This is a genomic window from Actibacterium mucosum KCTC 23349 (assembly GCF_000647975.1).
Taxonomy (GTDB): domain Bacteria; phylum Pseudomonadota; class Alphaproteobacteria; order Rhodobacterales; family Rhodobacteraceae; genus Actibacterium; species Actibacterium mucosum.
This window is the reverse complement of sequence record NZ_JFKE01000005.1, coordinates 239,474-263,026: the sequence shown is the minus strand read 5'-3', so window position 1 is coordinate 263,026 and position 23,553 is coordinate 239,474. Positions and strand designations below refer to the sequence as shown.

The window sequence follows — 23,553 nt, the reverse complement described above, 5'->3', positions numbered from 1 at the left end:
AATGCACTTACAGTTGGCAATACCACTCGGATCATTGCGCTTCTCCTCTTTCCAGGCGCGACCGGGATGGCCACGCGGTGCTTGCCGCAGACACCTGTCCGCGATCGTTCAAAAGAGGTGGGGGTGCGCAAGCGCACAAACAACCGCAGAATGCCCGCAGGTCTGTTCATTTACGCGTGAGGGGTTGTGAGTTGAAATCGAGCGTCCGCTGACAGGTGGCCTAGATCTCTTCAACCATCAGCACGCCAGGCAGGGATTTGATCGCGCCCTTGATCTGCGGGTTCACCGGGAAATCATCGGGCAACGCCATGCTAACCTCGCCCGGCAGGTCCGGCGCCATCAGGCACAGCTCGACCGGCCCCCGCCCCCGCGCGCTGCTTTCGTTGCGCGCGCGCTGCAGCAGACCGGCGACAGGGCCAAGCGCCTGCATCTCGTCAACAAACACGCGCAATCCCGCGCCGCCTGCATCCGCCACGACGCTGTCCACCGGCGCGACAGAGCGGGCCAGCAGTTTTAACTGATCACTTTCCAGGTTGGCCTCAACCGTCATCACCACGTTCGAACCCGCCTCAAGGTGATCCCGGCTGGCTTCCAGCACATCCGAGAACAGGGTGACCTCGTATAGGCCGGTGGGGTCGGACAGCTGCGCAAATGCAAACCGGTTGCCACGGGCCGATTTACGCTCCTGCCGCCCGGCGACCGACCCGGCCAGCTTGGTAACCTTGGGGCCGTTCTGCACGGCGGCCATGACCTCTTCCAAGGTCAGAACCTTTTTGCGCTTCAGCGCAGGCATATAGTCGTCCAAAGGGTGCCCGGACAGATAGAAGCCGATGGCCTTGTGCTCTTCGGCCAGCCGCTCGTTCGGCAGCCAGTCCGCCACGGGCGACAAGCGCGGTTCGGGCAGATCGTCGCCGGCCTCGCCAAACAACGACACCTGATTGCTGGCGCGTTGTTCGTGGATGGCAGCGGAATACCCAACCAGCGCATCAAGGCTGTCAAACACGCGGCGCCGGTTCGGGTCCAACTGATCAAACGCCCCGGCGCGGGCCAACATCTCCATCGGGCGTTTGCCGATGCGTTTAAGGTCAACCCGGCGGGCGAAGTCGAACAGGTTCACAAATGGTTTATCCGCCCGCTCATCGGTCCTTTCGGCCCTCTTCGCTGCCGCCAGCGAAGAAGACTGCGAAGTCTGATGAGCGTCCCCCGTGCGCGCTGCTTCGATCATCGCCATCGCCTCGGTACCGACATTTTTCAACGCGCCCAGACCGTAGACTAGCTTGCCATCGGCCACGCCGAACCTCGCGCCTGACCGGTTGACACAAGGCGGGATGATCTCGATCTCCAGCCCCCGCCGCACCTCCTCGGCATAGGTGTTCAGCTTGTCGGTCAGGTGGATATCGCAGTTCATCACGCTGGCCATGAATTCTACCGGGTAATTCGCCTTCAGATACCCGGTTTGATAGCTGACCACGGCATAGGCCGCCGCGTGCGATTTGTTGAAGCCATAATTCGCAAACTTCTCCAGCAGGTCAAAAACCTCGGAAGCCTTCTTGGCCGGCACGCCGTTTTCGGCGGCACCTTTCTCGAATTTCGGGCGCTCGGCATCCATCGCCTCTTTGATCTTCTTACCCATCGCCCGGCGCAACAGGTCGGCCCCGCCCAGGCTGTAGCCCGCCATCACCTGCGCGATCTGCATTACCTGTTCCTGGTAAACGATGATGCCCTGGGTTTCCTCAAGGATATGGTCGATCAGCGGGTGTACGGATTCGCGTTCCTTCTGCCCGTTCTTCACCTGGCAATAGGTTGGAATGTTTTCCATCGGGCCGGGCCGGTACAGCGCCACAAGCGCCACGATATCCTCGATACAGGTCGGCTTCATCTGCCGCAGCGCGTCCATCATGCCCGAGCTTTCCACCTGGAACACGGCCACGGTTTTGGCACTGGCATACAGGTCATAGGTCGGCTTGTCGTCCAGCGGGATCAGGCCGATGTCAAACTCCACCCCCCGCTGTTTCAGCAAATCCATCGCGCCCTGGATCACCGTCAGGGTTTTCAGGCCCAGAAAGTCGAACTTGACCAGCCCCGCCTGCTCCACCCATTTCATGTTGAACTGAGTCGCCGGCATGTCCGACCGCGGGTCCTGGTAAAGCGGCACCAGAGCGTCCAAAGGCCGGTCGCCAATCACCACACCCGCCGCGTGGGTCGAGGCATTGCGCAACAGCCCCTCGACCTGCTGGCCATAGGTCAGCAGACGGTCCACAACCTCTTCGTTGCGGGCCTCTTCGCGCAGGCGTGGCTCGTCGGTCAGCGCCTGTTTGATCGACACGGGCTTCACGCCCTCCACCGGGATCAGCTTCGACAGCCGGTCCACCTGACCGTAGGGCATCTGCAACACGCGCCCCACATCACGCACCGCCGCCTTGGACAACAGCGCCCCAAAGGTGATGATCTGGCCCACCTTGTCGCGGCCATACTTCTGCTGCACATAGCGGATCACCTCCTCGCGGCGATCCATACAAAAGTCGATGTCGAAATCGGGCATGGATACGCGTTCGGGGTTCAAAAACCGCTCGAACAGCAGGGAATAGCGCAGCGGGTCCAGATCGGTGATCGTCAGCGCATACGCCACCAGCGACCCCGCGCCCGAACCCCGCCCCGGACCCACCGGAATGTCGTGATCCTTGGCCCACTTGATGAAGTCCGCCACGATCAGGAAATAGCCCGGAAAGCCCATCCCCTCGATAATGTTCAGCTCAAAATCCAGCCGCTCCTGGTATTCCTCGGGCGTGCCCGTCGCCTCGATCACCGCCAGCCGTTTCCGCAAGCCCTCATTGGCCTGGCGGCGCAGCTCCTCCACCTCGTCATCGGCAAATTTCGGCAGGATCGGATCGCGGCGATAGGCCATGAAGGCGCAGCGGCGGGCAATCTCCACCGTGTTATCCAAAGCCTCCGGCAGATCGGCGAACAGCACCGCCATTTCCTCGGGCGTTTTCAGGTAGTGCTGCGGCGTCAGGCGGCGGCGCGGTTCCTGCTGATCGACATAAGCCCCCTCGGCAATACAGATCAGCGCGTCATGCGCCTCGAACATGTCGGATTTGGGGAAATAGACATCATTCGTCGCCACCAGCGGCAGATCCATCGCATAGGCCATCTCTACATGGCCTCGCTCGGTCAGCCGCTCGGCCTCGGGCGGCGTGCCATCCTCGCGCGGGTGGCGTTGCAATTCCACGTATAACCGGTCGCCAAATACCGCTGCCAGCCGCTGCATCAAAGCCTCGGCCTTGGGCCGCTGCCCGTTTTGCAGCAGCTGCCCCACCGGCCCGTCCGGCCCGCCCGTCAGGCAGATCACGTCATCCGAATACTGCTGAACCTCGTCCAGCGTGACATGCGGCGCCGTGCCGTCGGCCCGCAGATACAGGCACGAGTTCAGCTTCATCAGGTTCTCATACCCGGCCTCGGACTGGGCCAGAAACACCAACCCCGCCGGTGCGCGCACCTTTTCGCCCGGCGCGGCGGGGTCGTATTCCAAATCCACCTGGCAGCCGATGATCGGTTGCACGCCAGCCCCCGACGCGCCCACGGAAAACTCCAGCGCTGCGAACATGTTGTTGGTGTCGGTGATCGCCACCGCGGGCATGTCCATATCGGCGCAGATGCCGGGCAGTTTCTTGACCCGCACCGCCCCCTCCAACAACGAGTATTCGGTGTGCAGGCGAAGATGGATGAATCGAGGGGTCTTTGACATGCGCCAACCCTAAGATGCGCACCGCGCAACGAAAAGCCATTTCCGTCCGACCCCGGCCAGTTTTGCAGCAGCGCCCCACCAAGCCTGCCAAAAAGGCAGGCAGATCATGGCGTTGCCCATGCGTTTGTTAATTTTCTTGCAAATCCGCCGGTTTGCCGTTTTCATCGATGCCTGACATCTCCGGCGCGCTTTCTACGCCGCATCGAGGGCGCGCGTAACGGATCACCTTTTGGTAAGGCGGCGGGCAAACCCCGATGGACATCACGTTTCTTCTGAACGGAGAGACCGTGCAGCTGAGCGACGTTCAGCCCACCCAGACATTGTTGGACTGGCTCCGCGACGAACGCGGGCTGAACGGCACCAAAGAGGGCTGCAACGAGGGCGATTGCGGCGCCTGCACCGTGATGGTGCGCGACGCGGGCGGCGCGCGGGCGCTGAACGCCTGTATCCTGTTCCTGCCACAGCTGAACGGCAAGGCGGTGCGCACGGTCGAAGGCATCTCGGCCCCCGATGGCACGCTGCACCCGGTGCAGCAGGCGATGATCGACCATCACGGCAGCCAATGCGGGTTCTGCACGCCGGGTTTCATCACCTCGATGGCTACCGCGCACACCAATGGCGCAACGGATTACGACGATCAACTGGCCGGCAACCTGTGCCGCTGCACCGGATACGCCCCGATCATCCGCGCGGCCGAAGCGGCTGCGGACGCCCCCGTGCCCAACTGGCTGCACGACGATCTGCCCGAAGCCGCGCCCGATCTGGCCCTGCCGCAATCGTCGGACGAGCTGGCGACATGGTACGCCGACAACCCCGATGGTACGCTGATCGCCGGGGCCACCGATGTGGGCCTGTGGGTCACCAAAGCCCTGCGCGACCTGGCGCCGGTGGCCTTTGTCGGTGGCTGCACCGACCTGAAAACCTTTGACGTCACCGATGACGAAATCCGCATCGGCGCCGCGCTCAGCGTCACGGATTTTGGCGCGGGCATCGCCGAGCATCACCCCTCGCTGGCCGAGATGATCCGGCGCTATGGCTCCACCCAGGTGCGCAATGCCGCGACGATCGGCGGCAATATCGCCAACGGCTCGCCTATCGGCGACAGCCCCCCGGCGTTGATTGCCTTGGGCACCACGCTGCATCTACGGCGCGGCGATGAACGCCGTTCATTGCCGTTGCAGGATTTCTTCCTCGACTATGGCAAACAAGATCGCCACCCCGGCGAATTTGTCGAGGCGCTCAGCATCCCGCGCCAACCCGACCGGCTGAAATGTTATAAGATCTCCAAACGGTTTGATCAGGATATCTCAGCGGTTTGCGGCTGTTTCAACATCACCGTGACCGATGGCACGGTATCCGAGGCACGCATCGCCTTCGGCGGCATGGCCGGCATCCCGAAACGCGCCACAGCGGTTGAGGACATCCTGACCGGCGCGCCGTGGACCGAAGACACCGTCGCCGCCACCTGGGACGCCTGGGCGCAGGATTTCACCCCGATGAGCGACATGCGCGCCTCGGCCACCTACCGGCTGGAGACAGCGCGCAACCTGCTGACCCGCTATTTCCTCGAAGATATCGGCGCGGCCACCAACGTGCTGGAGGTCCGGGTATGAGCGTCGCGAAACCCCTGCCCCATGACGCCGCCCGCCTGCACGTGACCGGTCAGGCGCGTTACGTCGACGACATCCCGGCGCCGGGCAACGCGGTGCATCTGGCCTTTGGCCTGTCAACCGTGGCGCGCGGCCGGATCGTGTCGATGGACCTTGACGCCGTGCGCGCCGCACCCGGCGTTGTGGCGGTTATGTCGGCCGATGATTTCGACGACATGCCCGACTGCTCGCCCTCCACCCATGACGAACCGCTTTTGGCCATGGGCGAGGTGTTTTATCTGGGCCAGCCCGTGTTCCTCGTCATCGCCGAAAGCCATCTGGCCGCCCGCAAAGCCGCGCGGCTGGGCGTGATCGCCTATGAAGCGGCCCCGGCCATTCTGACCATCGACGATGCAATGGCCGCCGACAGCCGGTTCGAGGACGGCCCGCGTATCTATGAAAAAGGCGACGCCGCCACAGCCATCGCCGGGGCCACCCATCAGATCGACGGCCAGTTCGAGATCGGCGGGCAAGAGCATTTCTATCTCGAAGGGCAGGCCGCCATGGCCGTCCCGCAGGAAGGCGGCGACCTTGTCGTGCACAGCTCCACCCAGCATCCGTCCGAGATTCAGCACAAGGTGGCCCACGCTCTGCACGTGCCCATGAACGCCGTTCGGGTCGAGGTGCGGCGCATGGGTGGCGGCTTTGGCGGCAAGGAAAGCCAGGGCAACGCGCTGGCCATCGCCTGTGCCATCGCCGCGCTGAATACCGGCCGCCCGGCCCGCATGCGCTATGACCGCGATGACGATATGATGGTCACCGGCAAGCGGCACGATTTCCGCATTTCCTATCGCGTCGGGTTTGACGATGACGGCCGTGTCGCGGGCATCGAGTTCCTGCAATACGCCCGCTGCGGCTGGGCGCAGGACCTGTCGCTGCCGGTGGCCGACCGCGCCATGCTGCATGCCGACAACGCCTACGACCTGCCCCATGCGCGCATCGAAAGCCACAGGCTGAAGACCCACACGCAATCGGCCACCGCCTTTCGCGGTTTTGGCGGCCCGCAAGGCATGGTCGGGATCGAGCGGGTGATGGATCACATCGCCCACCACCTCGGCCGCGACCCTCTGCAGGTGCGGCGCGCGAACTTCTATGCCTCGGCCGAAACGGTCGCCGTCGATGCCGCGCAGGCTGGCACCACGCCCTATCACATGCCCGTCGAAGACTTCATTCTGGATGACCTCTGCGCCAAGCTTGAACAAAGTTCAAACTACGCCGCCCGCCGTACTGAGATCGCCGAATGGAACGCCGCCAACCCGGTGCTGAAACGCGGGCTGGCCCTCAGCCCGGTCAAGTTCGGCATCAGCTTCACCCTGACCTTTTTGAACCAGGCCGGCGCGTTGGTGCATGTCTATAATGACGGCTCGATCCACATGAACCATGGCGGCACCGAGATGGGCCAGGGCCTGTTTCAGAAGGTCGCGCAGGTGGCCGCCGCCAGTTTTGGCGTGGATGTCAGCGCGGTCAAGATCACCGCGACCGATACCGGCAAGGTGCCCAACACCTCGGCCACGGCGGCCTCCAGCGGGTCCGACCTGAACGGCATGGCGGTTAAGGCGGCGTGCGACACGATCCGCGACCGCATCGCCGAACACCTGGCCGAACGCTATCAAACCCTGCCCGCCAAGGTGCATTTCGCCAGCGGCAAGGTCTTTGTCGGCGACGCAGAGATGACGTTTGCCGAGGCCGCCCAATCGGCCTATCAGGCCCGGGTCAGCCTGTCGGCCACCGGGTTCTACAAAACGCCCAAGGTCGAATGGGACCGCATCGCCGGGCGCGGGCGGCCCTTCTTTTACTTCGCCTATGGCGCGGCAGTGACCGAGGTGGTGATCGACACGCTGACCGGCGAAAACCGCATTCTGCGCGCCGATATCCTGCACGATGCCGGGGCCTCGCTGAACCCCGCGCTGGATATCGGTCAGGTTGAGGGCGCGTATGTTCAGGGCGCGGGCTGGCTGACGACCGAGGAACTGGTGTGGGACGATGCGGGCCGCCTGCGCACCCATGCGCCCAGCACCTATAAGATCCCCGCCTGCTCCGACCGACCCGATGTGTTCAATGTGGCGCTCTTTGACGGCGAAAACCGCGAGGACACGATTTACAAATCCAAAGCCGTGGGCGAGCCGCCCTTCATGCTGGGCATTTCCGCCTTTCTGGCGCTCAGCGACGCGGTGGCGGCCTGCGGCGACGCCTATCCCGACCTGCAAGCGCCCGCCACGGCCGAACAGGTCTTGAACGCCGTTCAAAAGGTGCAGGGATGAGCTTTGATCGCAACGCCGTTGCCGACGCCATCGCCCGCCACGGGCCGGTGGTGCGCGTGGTGGTGGCCGACACGCGCGGCTCGGTCCCGCGTGAGGTTGGGGCGTCGATGTTGGTCTGGGCCGATGGGCAATCGGGCACCATCGGCGGCGGCGCGTTGGAGTTCGACGCCGCCGAACGCGCGCGGTCCATGGCCACCGACTGCGCCCTCACCCAGGTGCCACTTGGCCCCGCGCTCGGCCAATGCTGCGGCGGGGCGGTCACGCTGTTGTCTGAACGGTTCTCGGCGGCGCCAACCGGCGACATTTACGCGCGACCCACCGGCAACACGCCGATGCCCCTGTCGGTCAAACGCCTGCTGGCCCAGGCGCGCAACGGCGCCACGCCGCCCCGCCCGCAGATGGTGGATGGCTGGATGATCGAACCCATCGCCCCCGCCGCTGCACCCCTGTGGATCTATGGCGCCGGTCACGTGGGCCGCGCGCTGGTCGACACTATCGCCCCCCTGCCCGGTTTCACCATCACATGGGTTGATACCGCCCCCGATCGATTCCCGGACCAGATTGCCGAAAACATCCGCGCCCTGCCCACGCCCGACCCCGCCGCTGCTGTGGCGCTGGCGCCCGCAGATGCGCATCACCTGATCCTCACCTACAGCCACGCGCTGGATCTGGAGCTGTGTCACCGCCTGCTGGGCCACGGTTTTGCCAGCGCTGGCCTGATCGGATCGGCCACCAAATGGGCCCGCTTTCGCAGCCGCCTGTTGGCACTCGGCCACACGAATGCACAAATTTCGCGCATTTGCTGCCCCATCGGGCGGCCCGAGCTGGGAAAACACCCGCAAGCCATTGCCCTTGGCGTGGCGTCAGAGCTAATTTTGTCTGTGCGGTCAAAAGAAACCGCCAATAAACAAACTGGGGACGCAACGGGGTGACGGCGCTGTTGAAAATCGAAGGCCTGACAAAGGCCTATCCGGGCGTGGTCGCCAATGACGACGTGTCGTTCGAAATTGCGCCGGGTCAGGTGCACGCCTTGCTGGGCGAAAACGGCGCGGGCAAGTCGACGCTGGTCAAGATGATCTATGGGCTTGTGAAACCCAACAGCGGCACGATGACCCTGCGCGGTCAGCCGTTCGAGCCGCCCGAGCCTCGCGCCGCGCGCGCCGATGGCGTGGCGATGGTGTTTCAGCATTTCTCGTTGTTCGACGCCCTGTCGGTGGCCGAAAACATCGCGCTGGGGATGGAAAACCCGCCCCCCATGGCCGAACTGGCGCAACGCATCAGCGATGTCAGCACCGAATACGGCCTGCCCCTGTCGCCCGACATGACCGTCGGCGACCTGTCAGCCGGCGAACGCCAACGCGTTGAAATCATTCGCTGCCTTCTGCAAAACCCCAAGCTGCTGATCATGGACGAACCCACCAGCGTCCTGACCCCGCAAGAGGTGCAGATCCTGTTTGCCACCCTGCGGCAATTGTCGGCCGAGGGCACAGCGATCCTCTATATCAGCCACAAGCTGGAAGAGATCCGCAGCCTCTGCGATCAGGCCACCGTTCTGCGGCTGGGCAAGGTGGTGGGCCGCTGCGACCCGCGTCAGAAATCCGCCGCCGAACTGGCCGAGATGATGGTGGGCAGCGAACTGCGCCCCCCCTCGCGCACGCCCGCCGAACCCGGCGCGCCCAAGCTGCAGGTGACCAACCTGTCGCTGCCTGCGCCCTCGGCCTTTGGCACCGCCCTGCGCGACATCTCTTTCACCGTGCACGCGGGCGAGGTTCTGGGCATCGGCGGGGTCGCCGGCAACGGGCAGGATGAACTGCTATCGGCCCTCTCCGGTGAAGCCGCGACGAGTGGCGCCACCGTGCGCCTGAACGGCCAGCCCATCAGCACCCTGGGCCCCAACGCCCGGCGCGCCCTCGCCGTATTGGCCGCGCCCGAGGAGCGGCTGGGCCATGCCGCCGCGCCCAATATGTCGCTGATCGAAAACGCCCTGCTCACCGGCGCCACCCGGCAGAACCTGACCAGAAACGGCTTTATCGACTGGGCCGCCACCCGCCGCTTCGCCGAACAGATCATCACCCGGTTCGACGTCCGCACCCCCGGCCCCGGCAACGCCGCCCGCGCGCTGTCGGGCGGCAACCTGCAGAAATTTGTGATCGGCCGCGAGGTGCTGCAAACCCCCGAAGTGCTGGTGGTCAACCAACCCACCTGGGGCGTCGATGCCTCGGCCGCCGCCGCCATCCGGCAATCGCTGCTGGACCTCGCGCATAACGGCGCGGCGCTGGTGGTGATCAGCCAGGATCTGGACGAGCTGATGGAAATCTCTGACCGTTTCGCCGCCCTGAACGAGGGCCGCCTCAGCGCGCCGCGCCCCGCGCAGGGGCTCAGCATCGAAGAGATCGGTCTGATGATGGGCGGCGCCCACGGGATGGAGGTGGCACATCATGGTACGGCTTGAACAACGCCCCTCGCCCAGCGCGTTCTGGACCTATGCCACCCCCATCCTTGCGGTGCTGGCCACGATGGTGGCGGGCGGCGTGCTCTTCGCGCTCCTGGGCACCAACCCGGTTGCGGTGATCCGCACCATCTTCTGGGACCCGCTCTTTGGCGAGTTCGCTTTCTATTACCGCGGTCAGTTGCTGGTGAAGGCCGGGCCGCTGATCCTGATCGCCATCGGCCTGTCGATGGGGTTCCGCGCCGGGATCTGGAATATCGGGGCCGAGGGTCAGTATATCATGGGCGCCATCTGCGGCGCCGGTGCCGGGCTGGCCTTTTACCCGTCCGAAAGCTTTCTGATCTTCCCCGTCATGATCATCGCCGGGGCGCTGGGGGGCTGGGCGTGGTCGATGATCCCGGCGATCCTGAAAACCCGGTTCGGCACCAACGAGATCCTCGTCTCGCTGATGCTGGTCTATGTGGCTGAAAACATCCTCGCCTCGGTCAGCTCGGGCCTGTTGCGCAACCCCGAGGGGCAGGGCTTCCCCGGCAGCCGCAACCTGCGCAACTGGGACGCCGCCGCCAATACCGAGATCATCACCGGCTCCGGCATGCATTGGGGCGTGGTCGCGGCCTTTATCGCCGTGATCCTGGCCTATATCACCCTGTCGCGGCACATGCTGGGGTTCCAGATCCGCCTGACGGGCGAAAGCCCGCGCGCCGCGCGGTTTGCCAGCGTGAACCCCACCGCCCTGATCCTGATCTGCATGGGGCTGTCGGGCGCCCTGGCGGGCCTTGCGGGCCTTTTTGAGGTCGCAGGCCCCGCCGGACAAATCAGCATCGACTTCAACTCGGGCTATGGGTTCACCGCCATCATCGTGGCGTTTCTGGGCCGCCTGAACCCGATCGGCATCCTTCTGGCCGGGCTGCTGCTGGCGCTGACCTATATCGGCGGCGAGGCGGCGCAAAGCAATCTGGGCCTGCCCTCGGCGGCGATCCAGCTGTTTCAGGGTATGCTGTTGTTCTTCCTTCTGGCGATGGATGTCTTCGCCAATTTCCGGCTGCGGTTTGGCCGCGTGGGGGTGTCGTAATGGATCTGTCCTCGATCAATGCCGCGTCGCTGATTGCCTCGCTTATGGTGGCCTCCACCCCCATCCTTCTGGCCGCGTTGGGCGAGATGGTGGTGGAGAAAGCCGGCGTTCTGAACCTGGGCGTCGAAGGCATGATGATCGCCGGCGCCGTCTGTGGCTTTGTCATCGCGGTAGAGACCGGCAGCCCGTTGGCAGGCTTTGCCTTCGCCGCCTTTGGCGGGGCGGTGCTGTCGCTGCTATTCGGGGTGCTGACGCAATATCTGCTGTCCAATCAGGTGGCGACGGGGCTGGGGCTGACGCTGTTTGGTCTGGGCCTGTCGGCGCTGCTGGGCCAGGGTTATGTCGGCCAAAAGGCCCCGCCCATTGCCCGGCTGGATATCCCGGTGCTGTCGGATCTGCCCTTTGTCGGGCCGGTGCTGTTCAGCCATGACGTGATGCTCTACCTGTCGCTGGCCATGGTGGCGGGCGTGGCCTGGTGGCTGAAGAACGCGCGCGGCGGGCTGATCCTGCGGTCGGTGGGTGAAAACCACGACGCCGCCCATGCGCTGGGCTATAAGGTGGTGCGTATCCGGCTGATGGCCATCATGTTCGGCGGCGCCTGCGCGGGGCTGGGCGGCGCGTATTTGAGCCTGGTGCGCGTGCCCACCTGGGTTGAGGGCATGACCGCCGGCGCCGGTTGGATCGCGCTTGCCATCGTGGTCTTTGCCAGCTGGAAGGCCGGCCGGGTGCTGCTGGGCGCTTACCTCTTTGGCGGCATCACCGTGCTGCAACTGAACCTGCAGGCCGCCGGGGCCAAGCTGCCGGTTGTGGTGCTCGACAGCTCGCCCTTTGTCATCACCATCGTTGTGCTGGTCGTGATGTCCAGCGCCCGAAACCGCGCCGCTCTGGCCGCGCCGGCCTCGCTGGGCCGCCCGTTCCACGCCAGCGGCTGAGCCATCACCTGTTAACCTTTCACCCGCCCATTTCGGGCCACGAAACTTTAAAAACCATCTGGGAGAAACGCATGAAACTTACAAAACTACTTGCAACTGCCGCGATGACGCTGGGCCTTGCCACCGGCGCCTTTGCCGACGGGCACGAGAAGACCAAGGTCGGGTTCGTCTATGTCGGCCCCATCGGCGACGGCGGCTGGACCTTCGAACATAACGAGGGTCGCCTGGCCGTCGAAGAGGCATTTGGCGACAAGGTCGAGACCATCTATCAGGAAAACGTGCCCGAAGGCGCCGACGCTGAGCGTGTGATGACCCAGATGGCTCTTGGCGGTGCAGACCTGATCTTTACCACCTCGTTTGGCTACATGGATCCCACCATCAACGTGGCCGCCAAGTTCCCCAACGTGAAGTTCGAACACGCCACCGGCTACAAGCGCGCCGACAACGTGTCGACCTATTCGGCCCGCTTCTATGAAGGCCGCGCCGTGCAGGGTCACATCGCCGGAAAAATGACCAAAACCAATGTGATCGGCTATATCGCGTCCTTCCCGATCCCCGAGGTTATCCGGGGCATCAACGCGGCCTATATCCACGCCCAGAAGGTGAACCCGGATGTCGAGTTCAAGATCATCTGGGCCTATACCTGGTTTGATCCCGCCAAAGAGGCCGACGCCGCCAAGGCCCTGATCGAACAGGGCGCCGACGTGATCCTGCAACACACCGACTCGACCGCGCCTCAAGCCGCGGCCGAGCAGGCGGGGGGCGTTGTCACCTTTGGCCAAGCCTCGGACATGGCTGAATATGCGCCCTTCCCGCGCGTCAGCTCGATCATCGACAACTGGGCGCCCTACTACGTGGCCCGTACCCAGGCCGTGATGGACGGCACATGGGAAAGCGTCGACACCTGGGACGGCATCCCCACCGGCATGGTGAAAATCGGCGAAATCACTGACGCCGTACCGGCAGAGGTCAAGGCCGAAGCGCTGGGTATGGTCGAGGCGATGCGCACCGGCGCCTACCACCCGTTCACCGGCCCGCTGAAAAAGCAGGACGGCTCGGACTGGCTGGCCGAGGGCGAGGTTGCCGATGACGGTACGCTGGCCGGCATGGCCTTCTACGTCGAAGGGCTGACCGGCGAAATCCCGCAGTAAGCCTTTGACAATGTGTTCGTTTCGGGCCCCAATACGGGGCCCGTTTCGTTGTTTAGGGAGGGTCCAGTGGATGTGATCATCATCGGCGGAGGCGTCGGCGGATTGTCTGTTGCGGCCCATCTGGCACCCCATGCCAGCGTCACCTTGCTGGAGGCCGAGGCCGCCACCGGGTACCACGCCTCGGGGCGCTCGGCGGCGTTGTTTGATACCTCGTACGGGCACCCAACCTCGGTTGAGCTGAACAAGGCCTCGCAGCCCTTTCATCATGCCGCCGGTGTGTTGTCCCCGCGCGGGCTGATGGTGGTTGCGGATACCAACAGCACCCGGGCCTTCGCCACGGATTGCGAGGTTATGGGGCTGGCCCCGATCACCGTGGACGAGGCCCTGTTCAAGATGCCCATCCTGCGCGCCGATCGGGTGGCCCAAGCCGGGTATCACGCCGAGGCATGGGATATCGACACCCACGAACTGATGATGCACTTCACCCGTACCGCGCGCCGCAACGGTGCGCAAATCGTCACCAAAGCGGCGGCAACCGCGATCACACGTGTTAGTTCAAAATGGCAGGTGACAACCGCCGTCGGAGGCCTGAGGGCCGATATCATCGTGAACGCGGCGGGTGCCTGGGCCGACAAGGTGGCTGAAATGGCCGGCGTCGCGCCCCTCGGGATCACGCCCTTGCGCCGATCCATGGCCCGTCTGCCGGCCCCGGGCGGGCAGGATGTCAGCGGCTGGCCCATGACCTTGGGCGCAGGCGAAACGTGGTACGCCAAGCCTGACGCCGGCAGCCTGCTGGTCTCGCCCGCCGATCAGGAACCCTGCGCGCCCATGGACGCCTGGCCCGATGACATGGTGCTGGCCGAAGGTCTTGCACGATACGAGGCGATGGTGACCCAGCCCGTGACCCGGGTCGATGCCAGCTGGGCGGGGCTGCGCAGCTTTACCCCCGACCGGGCCATGGCCATCGGGTTCGACCCTGCAGAACCGGGGTTTTTCTGGCATGCCGGGCAGGGCGGCAGCGGATTTCAGACCGCGCCCGCCGCAGGAAAACTGGCCGCCGCCCTGATTGCCGGGCACGCGCCCGACATTCCAGACGACCTGGTCGCGGCGCTTTCACCACATAGATTTCGTTAGATCTACTTTTGAACCGTGCAGAATTTACCGGCACCGCACCCGTTGCTGCCGGACAAGGTCAGCACGCGTGGCATGGCGGGCTTGGACTGGCTTTCGCCAAACATCTCCCAGCCCTGTCCTTTGACCTCTTCAACAGGCAAGGCCGCAACCTCGGACAGGTCGGCCTGTGGTTGCGAGATTTCAGCAGCCAGTGTTGCCACATCGTCAACGGGCTCTGCCGAGATGTCCAGCGCCGCAACCTTGTCAGCGCGGCCCGTGATGGTGCCAACGTAAGCCACCGGAGAAAGCTGACCCAGTGTCAGCCCAGCCGATCGCGTCTGAACGGCATAGTCCACACCCAGAACGGCGAAACCCGCCACCCCTACAAACGTTGCTGCAAACCAGTTCATCGCAAATTCCTCGGTGCCTTTGACCCCCCCACGGATCGCAGGCAATCCCGGCAAAATTGTGCCCCTTGCACGACCATTCGGCGAAAGCCTTAAGAAGCCAGGCGCACCAAGACAAACGGCAATTCCAGTGGATCCCCACCCCGCTGATACGGCAGGGCGAAGGAACCCGTGGCGACCGTGTCGAACTCGTTGACCTCTGCCCACCCAGCCAAAGCAAGGGCCTGTTCCACATCTGACGGCTGGTTTTTGCGGAAGATCAAAAGAACCTGTTGCCCATCATGCTGAAATCGCGCGCGAGCCAAATACGGTGCAATGTCAGCATTGGGCAAAAGCCGTTTCAGGTTCCCCGAAACAAAGAAATCAGCGACAATCAGCGTGGCCGCGTTGCCGGTAACTTCTGCAATCTGGGATGGCAACGAGACGAAATCCGCGTCCTTGCGAGCACCGTATTTGTAGCGGTCATATGTCAGGCCCGCAGCAACGATCAACGCCAGCACCACTGCAGCAATAACAAGGACCGTTGCGCCCCTTTCCGACAATCGCGGCGCCAACCATAAAGCCAAGGACACCAGCAACAGGATGGACAGGGGCAGCATCCAATGCGCTGACACGTTGCCCGCGTCGGCCACGATGACGCCAATACAAATACCCCCTGCCATCAAGCCGGACGTCCACGAAAACAGGCGCGCCAGGTCCGGCGTCGCATTCCGTGCAGGCTGCCGGCCAAAGGCAAGTGCGCCTCCCCAGATGGCCAATGGGAACAACACCATACTGATCACGGCCAAGGCGGCCTCGGACAGGCCTTGCACCCACGTTGGGGTGGCGTGTGTGCCCATGGCAATCTTGCCGACCGAGGCAAATGCCAAGGTGGGATTGTTCAGCATCCAACCATAAGGCAGCCACAACAGCCCGATAATCGCAAAGGGCAAAGCCAGCTTTGGCGTTGCAACAGCGTGCCGCCATTTGGGCAGGATCAATGCAGCCAGGAACAGGCACACCGGCAACAGCCAGAAATTGTACTTTGAAACACCCCCGACCAACATCGTCAGACCAAGCGTGGCGTAAGCTGCCCAACTGCGCTTTTTTGCCGCCCAAAAGAACGCCGCCAGAAACAGGGACGACATGCATAGCATGATGGTTGTGTGCGAGGTGGCGCGCTGCGTCTCGTAGGCCATGTAGGGCACAAGGAACAGCGACACCGCCGCCAGCGCCGCGCTGCGTGCCGGTGCGTACATCCGCAGCCCCAGGAACAGGCCCAGATAGATCCCGGCCAATAGCAGCGCCTTCAGCAAAGCCAAGGCAAACAGCGACCGGCCCAGCAGGTGGAACACCGAAAGTTGCAGCCAGTTATACAGCGGCAATTGCGGCCCGTATCCCCAGGCATAGCCCGGTGTCATGATCGACAACTCGGCCTCGTCCAGCTCATACGCCCCACCATGGAGCAGCCGTAAAACCATCTGCCCGGTGAAATAGAGAACAACGACGATTACAAAGAGCCGCGTGACGCGGTGGTCTTCGGCCCGGTCCGTCATGGGTTACAGCATGCTCGGCACAACAAGATCGGGTGGACGGTGACCATCTGCAAAGGTCTTGATGTTGATGATCACTTTCTCGCCCATCTCGATCCGCCCCTCGACAGTAGCCGAGCCCATATGCGGCAGCAAAACAACGTTCTTCAGCTCGCGCAGGCGCGGGTTCACCTCGGCCCCGTGTTCGAACACGTCAAGACCGGCGCCCGCGATCTCGCCCGCGCGCAACATGCGGGTCAAAGCGTTCTCGTCGATCACCTCGCCGCGCGAGGTGTTCACGATCACCGCGTCGGGCTTCATCAGCTTCAGCCGCCGGGCGTTCATCAGGTGGAACGTGCTGGGCGTGTGCGGGCAATTGACCGAGATCACATCCATACGGCTGACCATCTGGTCGAGGCTTTCCCAATAGGTTGCCTCCAGCTCTTCCTCGATCGCGGCGTGCAACCGCCGGCGGTTGTGGTAATGGATCTGCATGCCAAAGGCCCGCGCGCGGCGTGCCAGCGCCTGCCCGATGCGCCCCATGCCCAGGATCCCCAGCCGCCGCCCGCCGATGCGCCCACCCATCAGGGCAGTGGGGGCCCAGCCGGCCCAGTCGCCGCTTTGCATATGCGCCAGACCTTCGGGAATGCGTCGCGTCACCGCCAGCAACAGCGCCATCCCCATGTCGGCAGTGTCTTCGGTAACCACTCCGGGGGTATTCGACACAAGAATACCGCGCTGTCGGGCGGTCTGAACCTCGATATGGTCAAACCCTGCGCCGTAGTTTGCGATCAGCTTCAGTTTGTCGCCAGCGGCCGCCAGCATCGCCTGATCAATCCGGTCGGTGATGGTCGGCACCAGAACATCGGCCCGGCGCATGGCATCCACAAGCGCTTCGCGTGACATCGGCGCGTCATTTTCGGCCAGTTCAACGTCGAAAAGCTCTCGCAGACGGGTCTCTACCGGCTCGGGCAACCGTCGCGTCACGACAACACTTAAACGTTGACCGGGCATGTGGGCTCTCCTTGCGCTTTTCAAGCCTTGGTTTGAATGGCAAACTGTCTGAGAAAAAGCCGGGAAACAAGCCCGGGATGAAAAGAAAAGCGCGACAGGCAGGCGCAGGGGATGAGTGAGGCGGAAATGCGGGCAGCGTTGGCTTTCTGTTTGGTTATGAGTGTGTTGGCGGGTTCTGCCGGCGCGTCGGAACGTGGGCCGGTGACGAATTTACCACTGCCACGATTTGTTTCGCTGAAGGCCAACGAAGGGTTTGCCCGCCACGGGCCGGGTAAGACGCACCGGATTGACTGGGTCTACAAGCACCGCAATCAGCCCCTTGAAATTACAGCGGAATACGGCCATTGGCGCCGCGTTCGCGATCAGGACGGGCTGGGCGGGTGGATGCATTATTCGCTGCTGTCGGGCGTGCGCACGGTGCTGATTTCCGCCGAAATTGCCGATCTTCGGCGGCAACCCGCGACCGAGGCCGACCTTGTCGCGCAGGCCGAAGGCGGCGTGGTGGCGAAGCTGGGTGATTGTCAGCCAGACTGGTGCCGGATCACCGCCGGTGGGCGCAAAGGCTGGGTTCTCAAGACACAGCTTTGGGGCGTAACCCCCGACGAGATCCGAAACTAGGCCGCGCTCAGCCCGCGCCCTTTCAGCAACGCCTCGACGCCGGGCAATCGGCCACGAAACTCGGTATACAGTTCAGCCGCATCGCGTGAGCCGCCGGTGGACAGGATGAATGTTTCCAGCCGCTTGGCTGTCTCGGGGTCAAACGCATCGCCAACCTCTTCGAAGGCTTCAAACGCGTCGGCATCCATCACTTCGGACCACATATAGCTGTAATAGCCGCTGGAATAGCCATCCCCGGCGAAGACATGGGCGAAATGTGGCGTAGCGTGGCGCATGCGGATCGCGTGCGGCATGCCGATATCGGCCAGCACCTGCGCCTGCGCGGCCATCGGGTCGGCCGGCGCCGCGCCTTCGTGAAAGGTTAAATCCACCAGCGCCGAGGCCACGTATTCCACCGTCTGGAACCCCATGTCATAGGTCGCTGCCGCCAGCAGACGGTCCAGCATGTCCTTGGGCATTGCCTCGCCGGTTTCCGCGTGCGTGGCAAATTTGCCCAGCACCTCGGGCACGTCCAGCCAATGTTCATAGAGCTGGCTGGGCAGCTCAACAAAGTCGCGCGCCACCGAGGTGCCCGAGATCGATTCATAGGTCACATCGCTCAGCATCTGGTGCAGCGCGTGGCCAAACTCGTGAAACAGCGTGCGCGCGTCGTCATAAGACAACAGCGCCGGCTGTCCGGCCTGGGGCTTGGCAAAGTTGCACACGTTGTGCACCACCGGCCGCGTGTCCCCACCCAGCTTTTTCTGGCTGCGGCTGGCCGAACACCACGCGCCCGACCGTTTGGAACCGCGGGCGAAATAATCGCCGATAAACACCGCCACATGCGCACCGTTCCGCGTGACTTCCCACGCCCGCGCGTCCGGGTTGTGCAACGTCACGTCCAGCGGCGCGAATTCCAGCCCGAACAGGCGGTTGGCGCAATCAAACACGGCCTCGATCATCCGGTCCAGCTGCAGGTAAGGTTTGATCTCGGCCTCGTCCAGATCATGCTCGGCCTTGCGGCGTTTCTCGGCGTAATAGCGCCAGTCCCACGCCTCGAGCGGCCCGTTGATGCCATCGGCATGCATCATGGTTTCCAGCACCTGCGCATCAGCCTCGGCCGCCGCCCGCGCCGGCGCCCAGACATCCATCAACAACCCGCGCACATTGTCGGGCGTCTTGGCCATTTCGGTTTCCAGCTTGTAGCTGGCGAAGTCTTTATAGCCCAGCAATTCGGCCCGCTCCTGCCGCAAGGCCAGGGTCTCGGCCGCGATGGCGCGGTTGTCGGTCTCGCCGCCATTGGCCCCGCGCGCCAGCCAGGCCTCATAAGCCTTCTCGCGCAGCGCCCGCCGCGGCGAAAAGGCCAGAAACGGTGCGATCAGGGAACGAGAGGTGGTAATGACCGGGCCATCCACCCCTTTTTCGGTACCCGCCGCGCGCGCCGCTGCAATCAGGAAATCGGGCAGGCCCTCCAAATCCTCTTCGGCCAGTTCCATGAACCAGCCGCGTTCCTCGGCCAGCAGGTTCTGCATGAAATCGGTGCCCAGCACCGCCAGCCGCGCCTTCACCTCGGTCAACCGGTCCTTGGCCGCACCTTGCAGTTGCGCCCCCGCCCGTACGAACCCCCGCCGGGTCAGGTACAACACCCGCGCCTGTTCGTCCGTCAGGTCCAAATCATCGCGGGCCTGCCACAATGCCTCGATCCGCGCAAAAAGCGCCGTGTTCGACGTGATCTCGGAGGAATAGGCTGACAATTTCGGCGCAAACTCGCGCTGCAACGCTTCGCGCGCGGGGTTCGAATCGGTGCCCGCCAGCGAATAGAACACCCCCAGCACCCGGTCCAGCTGCGCACCAGAAAGCTCCAACGCGTCGATGGTATTGGCAAATGTCGGCTCGTCGGCGCAATCGGCGATCGCCGCGATTTCGGCCCGCGCCTCGGCCAAAGCCACCTCGAAGGCCGGTGCAAAATGGTCATCGGAAATGTCAGCGAAAGGCGGCAATGCAAATTGGGTAGACCAATCGTCCAAAAGCGGGTTCGTCATCAGGGAAATCTCCTTTGTTGCGAAGCTATGTGCTTGCCACGTCGTTTTCCAGCATCTTTGCAAGCGCGCGGCACCAGCAATAGCCCCGCATTCGTTGACTGCACCGAATGTGCCGATTCTTGCCGGATCTTGCACGCGCTTCCGCTGACCGATCTACTTCAGCTGAAAATGAATATGGTCGTCATGCCGCGCAGCGCGGCACCCCTGAAACCGCACCTTTTCATGCTGCACAGACATTGCAGTAACCAGTTCGGGTTCGACAAAAATCTTACCCACCCGTGGATCAGCCGACAGCACTCGGATCACATGTGCCGTACGTTCAGGCTCGAACCGCAAGTCCCGCAACAGGGGCTGTATCCATGACATCCCCCAGCGCATGGTTGGAAAAGCGGGCGGGCAAGCGTCCGGCCCGGTCAATTCGAACGCCCAGAACCCAATTGGCGACCGCGTGGTCCCAGGTAAATACTCACCATCTCTTTGATAATAAAACGCAAGATCCAGTTTTTCGCCATCATCGTGAGACAGGTGCGGCAGCATCGGGAACTCGTCCCAGAACGGAAAACCCCCGTCCAAGGTCAGCGTCACGGTTCCTGGAAAGGCGGCATTAGCATTCTGCGCTGTGTCCTGCGCGACGTGCCGCAACTCAGGCACCACAAAGTTGCGCATCATCAAGCAATAGGCCGGAGATTGCGACCGCAGTGCATCGCCAAAACAGGGCAACGCCACACGCCCATAGGTGGGGGCCAACAGGTGCGCCGCCAAAAACACCACCGCATACAACCCGGCAAACGCCGGGAACCGCCGCCGAAAGGCCAATGCCCCCAGCCAGGCCAGCCCACCTAGTTGCGTCAAAAGGGTGAGCAGAACAAAGACCACTCCATGACCAACCCAGCGCAAAGGTCAGACACCGCCACAAACCGGGCAGTCCGCGCGGCGTTTCACATTCATCACGCGATTCTCAGCATAAAGCGCATCATACAGCAGCATCCGCCCGCGCAGGCTCTGCCCCGCGCCGGTGATCTCCTTGATAGTTTCCATCGCCATCATCGAACCCACAACGCCGGGCAAGGCCCCCACCACGCCGGCCTCGGCGCAAGACGGTGCCAAATGCGGCGCCGGGGCAACGGGAAAAACGCATTGGTAGCACGGTGCATCTCGTGCCGGATCGTACAGGCTGATCTGCCCCTCCCACTGCGTGATCGCGGCCGCGATCAGCGGCGTGCCGGCGGCAACCGCCATCCTGTTCACCATGAAACGCGTTTCGAAATTGTCGGTGCCGTCCAAAATCAGGTCGTATTCGGCAAAAAGCTCCGCCGCATCAGCCTCCGTCAAGCGCCGGTTATAGGGGCGCAGCTCTACATGCGGGTTGATTTCCTGCATTGTTGCTTCGGCCGAAAACACTTTGGGCATATCCAGACGATTGTCGCGATGGATCACCTGCCGTTGCAGGTTCGACAGGCTGACGACGTCGTCATCGACGATGCCAATGGTCCCCACCCCGGCCGCCGCCAGATAAAGCAGCACGGGCGAGCCCAGCCCGCCAGCGCCAATCACCAAAACCTTGGCATCTCGCAACTTTTTCTGCCCCGGCCCACCAATTTCACGCAAAATGATATGTCGGGCATACCGGTCCAACTCCGAAGCGCTGAAGGTGCTGGATCGTGGCTTAAGAACATCTTCGTCCCGGGCTTTCGTGCGCAAGAGGCCGAGAAGCCGCCGGTACCCTACAATCAGCACCACAATCGCCCCAAACACCAACCACCCGGCCAGGTTGCCGCCAATCGAGACCCGCAGAGTATTGTCATCGGGCAAAACGGCATGCACCACCAGGACAGCCAGATAGAGCACTCCGATCATGACCCAGCGAAGGCGCATGGGCGTGCCCATCAAATGTCCCAGCCCCCACAAACCGGCCGCAAGAACAAATACAATCATCAGCCCCGCCCGGTAGAGCCAAAGCCGCCGACCCCGCGTGCGGTGTCGCTCAGCGTGTCGGTCAGAGCAAAGCTGGCCTGAACAACCGGCGCTACGATCATCTGGGCAATCCGTTCGCCATGGGCAATGACAAAATCCCCGTTACCATGGTTGATCACGATGACCCCCAACGGCCCCCGGTAATCGCTGTCGATGGTGCCCGGCGTATTGGGCAGGCTGATCCCATGTTTCAGCGCCAGACCCGAACGTGGCCGCAGTTGTACCTCGTACCCCTCCGGGATCTCGATCCGCAGGCCAGTGGGCACCAGAACACGGGCACCGGGGGGCAGTATCAACCCCGAGTTCCGATCTTCGGGACGCAGATTGGCACGCAAATCTGCACCGGCGGCACCCGGGGTTTCATACGCAGGCAAGGCAATTTCGGCGTCGGCCCAGGCTTCGCGCAGCACCGCAATGACAGGCTTCATGTCAACGCCTCGGCTATCTTCGCAGCCAGCTTTGCGGCAACCTGATCCTTGCTCATACGCGGCCATGTTTCCGCCCCGGATGCAGAGATCACCGTCACTGCGTTTTCAGATCCACCCATGATCCCGGTCTCGGGCGAGACATCGTTGGCGACAATCCAGTCGCAGCCCTTGCGCGCGCGCTTGGCGGTCGCATGAGCGACCACATCGTCGGTTTCGGCGGCGAACCCCACCACCAGCTTGGGGCGGGCCTTGGATTGCGCGACGGTCGCCAGTACATCCGGGTTCTCGGTGAAGTTCAACACCGGCAACTTCCCACTGCCATCCTTCTTGATCTTGCTTTCGGCCGCATTGTCGACCCGCCAATCCGCCACCGCCGCCGCAAAGATCGCCGCATCGGCCGGCAAAGCGCCCTGTACGGCGGCCAGCATCTGATCAGCGGTCTGCACGCGTTCCACCTGCACGCCGTCGGGCGGCGGCACGTCCGCGGGGCCGGTAACAAACACCACCTCGGCCCCCAGCGCCGACAGCGCACGCGCCAGCGCCGTGCCCTGCGCCCCTGACGAGCGGTTGGCGATATAGCGCACCGGGTCAATCGGTTCATGCGTGGGCCCCGAGGTCACGATCACCCGCTTTCCCTTCAGCGGCCCGTCGGCCAGTGCGGCCTGCACCGCATCGACAATCTGCAACGGTTCGGCCATGCGGCCCGGTCCGTATTCACCGCAGGCCATGTCGCCCTCGGTCGGGCCAGCAAACAGAACGCCGTCGCCGCGCAAGGTTTCAACATTGCGCTGGTTGGCCGGGTGCAACCACATGCGCACATTCATCGCCGGCGCCACCAGGACACGCTTGTCCGTGGCCATCAAAAGGGTCGAGGCCAGATCATTGGCCAGCCCGTTCGCCATCTTGCCCAACAAGTCCGCCGTGGCCGGTGCAACCACCACCAGATCGGCGGCGCGGCTCAGCTCGATATGGCCCATCTCGGCCTCGTCGGTCAGATCAAAGAGGTCGCGATAGACCTTTTCAGCCGCCAGGGCCGAGGTCGAGAGCGGCGTGACAAACTCTTCGGCGGCCTTGGTCAGAACCGGGGTCACCGTGGCGCCGCGTTCGCGCAAGCGGCGGATCAGGTCGAGCGACTTAAACGCCGCGATGCCGCCGCCGATGATCAGAAGAATGCGTTTTCCCGCCAGCATGGGGCCTCTTTTCTTGGC

Annotated in this window: 18 protein-coding genes; 9 read left to right on the top strand and 9 right to left on the bottom strand. The window is 63.4% G+C overall.

The window, feature by feature from the left end; genetic code table 11:
- Nucleotides 1–220: 220 nt before the first annotated feature.
- Nucleotides 221–3,745 (bottom strand): DNA polymerase III subunit alpha, encoded by a 3,525-nt coding sequence (dnaE, locus tag ACMU_RS13190; RefSeq protein ID WP_035260289.1) that lies wholly within the window; start codon nucleotides 3,743–3,745, stop codon nucleotides 221–223.
- A gap of 254 nt (nucleotides 3,746–3,999) precedes the next feature.
- Between dnaE and ACMU_RS13185 the strand changes: the two genes are divergently transcribed.
- From ACMU_RS13185 to ACMU_RS13150, 8 genes are all read left to right on the top strand, one after another.
- Nucleotides 4,000–5,358 carry a xanthine dehydrogenase small subunit gene (locus ACMU_RS13185; RefSeq protein ID WP_035260286.1) on the top strand — a complete coding sequence of 453 codons (1,359 nt, stop codon included), beginning with the start codon at nucleotides 4,000–4,002 and terminating at the stop codon, nucleotides 5,356–5,358.
- Nucleotides 5,355–7,655 carry a xanthine dehydrogenase molybdopterin binding subunit gene (xdhB, locus tag ACMU_RS13180; protein WP_035260285.1) on the top strand — a complete coding sequence of 767 codons (2,301 nt, stop codon included), beginning with the start codon at nucleotides 5,355–5,357 and terminating at the stop codon, nucleotides 7,653–7,655. The genes ACMU_RS13185 and xdhB overlap by 4 nt, the downstream gene beginning before the upstream one ends.
- A complete protein-coding gene (xdhC, locus tag ACMU_RS13175; RefSeq protein ID WP_035260283.1) occupies nucleotides 7,652–8,587 on the top strand; it encodes a xanthine dehydrogenase accessory protein XdhC in 936 nt (311 codons plus the stop codon). The genes xdhB and xdhC overlap by 4 nt, the downstream gene beginning before the upstream one ends.
- Complete coding sequence (locus ACMU_RS13170) at nucleotides 8,584–10,107, top strand: ABC transporter ATP-binding protein (RefSeq protein ID WP_035260282.1); 1,524 nt, start codon at nucleotides 8,584–8,586, stop codon at nucleotides 10,105–10,107. The genes xdhC and ACMU_RS13170 overlap by 4 nt, the downstream gene beginning before the upstream one ends.
- Nucleotides 10,094–11,176, top strand: coding sequence for an ABC transporter permease (locus ACMU_RS13165; protein WP_035260281.1), 1,083 nt, complete (start codon nucleotides 10,094–10,096; stop codon nucleotides 11,174–11,176). Before ACMU_RS13170 ends, ACMU_RS13165 begins: the two co-directional genes overlap by 14 nt.
- On the top strand, nucleotides 11,176–12,108 hold the full coding sequence (locus tag ACMU_RS13160; RefSeq protein ID WP_035260280.1) for an ABC transporter permease: 933 nt from the start codon (nucleotides 11,176–11,178) through the stop codon (nucleotides 12,106–12,108). Before ACMU_RS13165 ends, ACMU_RS13160 begins: the two co-directional genes overlap by 1 nt.
- 71 nt (nucleotides 12,109–12,179) lie before the next feature.
- A complete protein-coding gene (locus ACMU_RS13155) occupies nucleotides 12,180–13,259 on the top strand; it encodes a BMP family ABC transporter substrate-binding protein (protein ID WP_035260278.1) in 1,080 nt (359 codons plus the stop codon).
- A gap of 66 nt (nucleotides 13,260–13,325) precedes the next feature.
- Nucleotides 13,326–14,393, top strand: coding sequence for an NAD(P)/FAD-dependent oxidoreductase (locus ACMU_RS13150; RefSeq protein WP_051588332.1), 1,068 nt, complete (start codon nucleotides 13,326–13,328; stop codon nucleotides 14,391–14,393).
- Nucleotides 14,394–14,395: 2 nt separating this feature from the next.
- Here ACMU_RS13150 and ACMU_RS13145 read toward each other — a convergent pair whose 3' ends face one another.
- The 3 genes from ACMU_RS13145 to ACMU_RS13135 form a co-directional block, all read right to left on the bottom strand.
- A complete protein-coding gene (locus tag ACMU_RS13145; protein WP_152544614.1) occupies nucleotides 14,396–14,782 on the bottom strand; it encodes a hypothetical protein in 387 nt (128 codons plus the stop codon).
- A gap of 89 nt (nucleotides 14,783–14,871) precedes the next feature.
- Nucleotides 14,872–16,314, bottom strand: a complete 1,443-nt coding sequence (locus ACMU_RS13140; RefSeq protein ID WP_035260276.1) for a glycosyltransferase family 39 protein — start codon at nucleotides 16,312–16,314, stop codon at nucleotides 14,872–14,874.
- Between the two features lie 3 nt (nucleotides 16,315–16,317).
- Nucleotides 16,318–17,304: a 2-hydroxyacid dehydrogenase gene (locus ACMU_RS13135; RefSeq protein ID WP_035260274.1), complete on the bottom strand. Its 987-nt coding sequence runs from the start codon at nucleotides 17,302–17,304 to the stop codon at nucleotides 16,318–16,320.
- Between the two features lie 156 nt (nucleotides 17,305–17,460).
- Here ACMU_RS13135 and ACMU_RS13130 point away from each other — a divergent pair, with 156 nt between their 5' ends.
- Nucleotides 17,461–17,922: an SH3 domain-containing protein gene (locus ACMU_RS13130; protein WP_328286660.1), complete on the top strand. Its 462-nt coding sequence runs from the start codon at nucleotides 17,461–17,463 to the stop codon at nucleotides 17,920–17,922.
- On the opposite strand, the gene ACMU_RS13125 is transcribed toward ACMU_RS13130, so the two are convergent.
- From ACMU_RS13125 to coaBC, 5 genes are all read right to left on the bottom strand, one after another.
- Complete coding sequence (locus tag ACMU_RS13125; protein WP_035260272.1) at nucleotides 17,919–19,943, bottom strand: M3 family metallopeptidase; 2,025 nt, start codon at nucleotides 19,941–19,943, stop codon at nucleotides 17,919–17,921. The genes ACMU_RS13130 and ACMU_RS13125 overlap by 4 nt on opposite strands.
- A gap of 153 nt (nucleotides 19,944–20,096) precedes the next feature.
- Nucleotides 20,097–20,795, bottom strand: coding sequence for a hypothetical protein (locus tag ACMU_RS13120; protein WP_236626258.1), 699 nt, complete (start codon nucleotides 20,793–20,795; stop codon nucleotides 20,097–20,099).
- A gap of 48 nt (nucleotides 20,796–20,843) precedes the next feature.
- The gene (locus tag ACMU_RS13115) at nucleotides 20,844–21,881 is read right to left on the bottom strand and encodes a HesA/MoeB/ThiF family protein (protein ID WP_035260269.1); all 1,038 of its coding nucleotides are present in this window, start codon (nucleotides 21,879–21,881) and stop codon (nucleotides 20,844–20,846) included.
- Nucleotides 21,878–22,345: a dUTP diphosphatase gene (gene dut, locus ACMU_RS13110; RefSeq protein WP_035260267.1), complete on the bottom strand. Its 468-nt coding sequence runs from the start codon at nucleotides 22,343–22,345 to the stop codon at nucleotides 21,878–21,880. Before dut ends, ACMU_RS13115 begins: the two co-directional genes overlap by 4 nt.
- Nucleotides 22,342–23,535, bottom strand: coding sequence for a bifunctional phosphopantothenoylcysteine decarboxylase/phosphopantothenate--cysteine ligase CoaBC (coaBC, locus tag ACMU_RS13105; protein WP_035260264.1), 1,194 nt, complete (start codon nucleotides 23,533–23,535; stop codon nucleotides 22,342–22,344). Before coaBC ends, dut begins: the two co-directional genes overlap by 4 nt.
- Nucleotides 23,536–23,553: the final 18 nt, after the last annotated feature.

Coding starts and splice junctions, on each gene's coding strand:
- dnaE (WP_035260289.1), bottom strand. CDS start 3,745: ATGTCAAAGACCCCTCGATTCATCCATCTTCGCCTGCACACCGAATAC.
- ACMU_RS13185 (WP_035260286.1), top strand. CDS start 4,000: ATGGACATCACGTTTCTTCTGAACGGAGAGACCGTGCAGCTGAGCGAC.
- xdhB (WP_035260285.1), top strand. CDS start 5,355: ATGAGCGTCGCGAAACCCCTGCCCCATGACGCCGCCCGCCTGCACGTG.
- xdhC (WP_035260283.1), top strand. CDS start 7,652: ATGAGCTTTGATCGCAACGCCGTTGCCGACGCCATCGCCCGCCACGGG.
- ACMU_RS13165 (WP_035260281.1), top strand. CDS start 10,094: ATGGTACGGCTTGAACAACGCCCCTCGCCCAGCGCGTTCTGGACCTAT.
- ACMU_RS13160 (WP_035260280.1), top strand. CDS start 11,176: ATGGATCTGTCCTCGATCAATGCCGCGTCGCTGATTGCCTCGCTTATG.
- ACMU_RS13155 (WP_035260278.1), top strand. CDS start 12,180: ATGAAACTTACAAAACTACTTGCAACTGCCGCGATGACGCTGGGCCTT.
- ACMU_RS13145 (WP_152544614.1), bottom strand. CDS start 14,782: ATGAACTGGTTTGCAGCAACGTTTGTAGGGGTGGCGGGTTTCGCCGTT.
- ACMU_RS13140 (WP_035260276.1), bottom strand. CDS start 16,314: ATGACGGACCGGGCCGAAGACCACCGCGTCACGCGGCTCTTTGTAATC.
- ACMU_RS13135 (WP_035260274.1), bottom strand. CDS start 17,304: ATGCCCGGTCAACGTTTAAGTGTTGTCGTGACGCGACGGTTGCCCGAG.
- ACMU_RS13130 (WP_328286660.1), top strand. CDS start 17,461: ATGAGTGTGTTGGCGGGTTCTGCCGGCGCGTCGGAACGTGGGCCGGTG.
- ACMU_RS13125 (WP_035260272.1), bottom strand. CDS start 19,943: ATGACGAACCCGCTTTTGGACGATTGGTCTACCCAATTTGCATTGCCG.
- dut (WP_035260267.1), bottom strand. CDS start 22,345: ATGAAGCCTGTCATTGCGGTGCTGCGCGAAGCCTGGGCCGACGCCGAA.
- coaBC (WP_035260264.1), bottom strand. CDS start 23,535: ATGCTGGCGGGAAAACGCATTCTTCTGATCATCGGCGGCGGCATCGCG.